General features: G+C 71.7%; 2 protein-coding genes. Both read right to left on the bottom strand.

Annotated elements, in window-relative coordinates; all coding sequences use genetic code 11:
• Positions 1 to 149: 149 nt before the first annotated feature.
• Positions 150 to 611, bottom strand: coding sequence for a cyclic nucleotide-binding domain-containing protein (locus BHU15_RS34825; RefSeq protein WP_069630777.1), 462 nt, complete (start codon positions 609 to 611; stop codon positions 150 to 152).
• A 161-nt stretch (positions 612 to 772) separates the two neighbouring features.
• A partial coding sequence (locus BHU15_RS34820; RefSeq protein ID WP_171908512.1) for a sensor histidine kinase occupies positions 773 to 1,313 on the bottom strand: 541 nt, incomplete at its 5' end.

Raw genomic sequence — 1,313 nt, 5'->3', positions numbered from 1 at the left:
GCGACACCGGCTCGTCCGACGGCCGCGGAGGCGGCTGCCGCTGACCAGCGGGCGTCCGGGACCAGCGGGGGTCCGGCTCCCCGCGATGAGCCGCCGCACGGGCACCCGGCCGGGTGCCGGCTACGGGCAGCTTGCCGGGTGCCCGCCCGTCATTCGACCGACAGCGCGCGCTCGCTCCTGTGCACGGCGTCCATGCCCAGGAGACGGACACGGGTCGCCTGGAGGCGGTCCGCCACCACTTCCAGCACACGCCGGGTCACGGTGATTCCGAGGACGGGATCCTCGTCGCACAGGATTCGTACGGCTCGCGCGTCGAACTCGTACGCCCTGACCAGGCTGAAGGCTTCGGCACCCAGATGCCAGGTGTACGGCGGTACCAGCCACGACCACCCCAGGAGGTCGCCGTGGCCCAGCATGTCCAGCGTGCCCACGTCCCGTCCGGGGTCGCGCAGATCGAGGTTGACCGCCCCGGTCCGGATGACCCAGAACCGGTCCGCCGGCCCCTGGTCCTCGAAGATCCGGGTACCCGCCGGGAAGGACACCGGGCGGGAGAAATCCATCAGACGCTCCCTTGCCTGGTGGGGCAGGGCGTTCAGCAGAGTCATGGCCATGGCCGTACCTCCCGGGTCCGCTCCGGCGGCGGTCCTACCACCCCCGTCGGACGGGTCTTGCCATCCAAGGATGCCTGCTGCGAGCGACCGGCGAGCAGGGGCCGTCCGGCATCACGGGTGGCCCGACCGGCCCCCTGGCTCCCGATACCGGAGCGGCGGGATCACCGAGGGACGACCGGCACCGTCCATACGAGCCGCGTACCTCCGTCATCGGGTGCCTCGACCGTCATGGTGCCGCCCAGTCCCCGGGCCCGCCTGGCGAGATTTCCCAGCCCGCTGCGCCGGCGGCTCGTCCCGACACCCACTCCGTTGTCCGAGACCGACAGCGTCAGTGTCCCGCCGCGGACCACCAGGGCCACGGACGCCGAGGTGGCGTGCGCGTGCCGTGCGACGTTGCTGAGCGCCTCCGCGAGGACGGCGACGACGTGCTCGGTGGTCTCCGGTGGCACATCCGTGTCGAGCAGGCCCTCCATGCGCAGGGACGGGGTGAAACCGAGGGAGCGCACCGCCTGCTGGACCGTGTCGGTGGCGCGGGACCTGAGTCGGCGTTTTGACCGCCCCGCTTCCTGGACGCGCAGCCCGAAGATCGTCGATCGAATGATCTTGATGGTCTCGTCGAGGTCGTCCACGGCCCGCAGCAGCCGCTCCTGGGCTCCGGGATGGTCGACGAACCGGACGACGCTCTGCAGGGTCATCCCCGTG

This window comes from Streptomyces niveus, assembly GCF_001723055.1.
Lineage (GTDB): Bacteria > Actinomycetota > Actinomycetes > Streptomycetales > Streptomycetaceae > Streptomyces > Streptomyces niveus.
This window is presented reverse-complemented; position numbering and strand designations above follow the sequence as displayed.

Coding starts and splice junctions, on each gene's coding strand:
- BHU15_RS34825 (WP_069630777.1), bottom strand. CDS start 611: ATGGCCATGACTCTGCTGAACGCCCTGCCCCACCAGGCAAGGGAGCGT.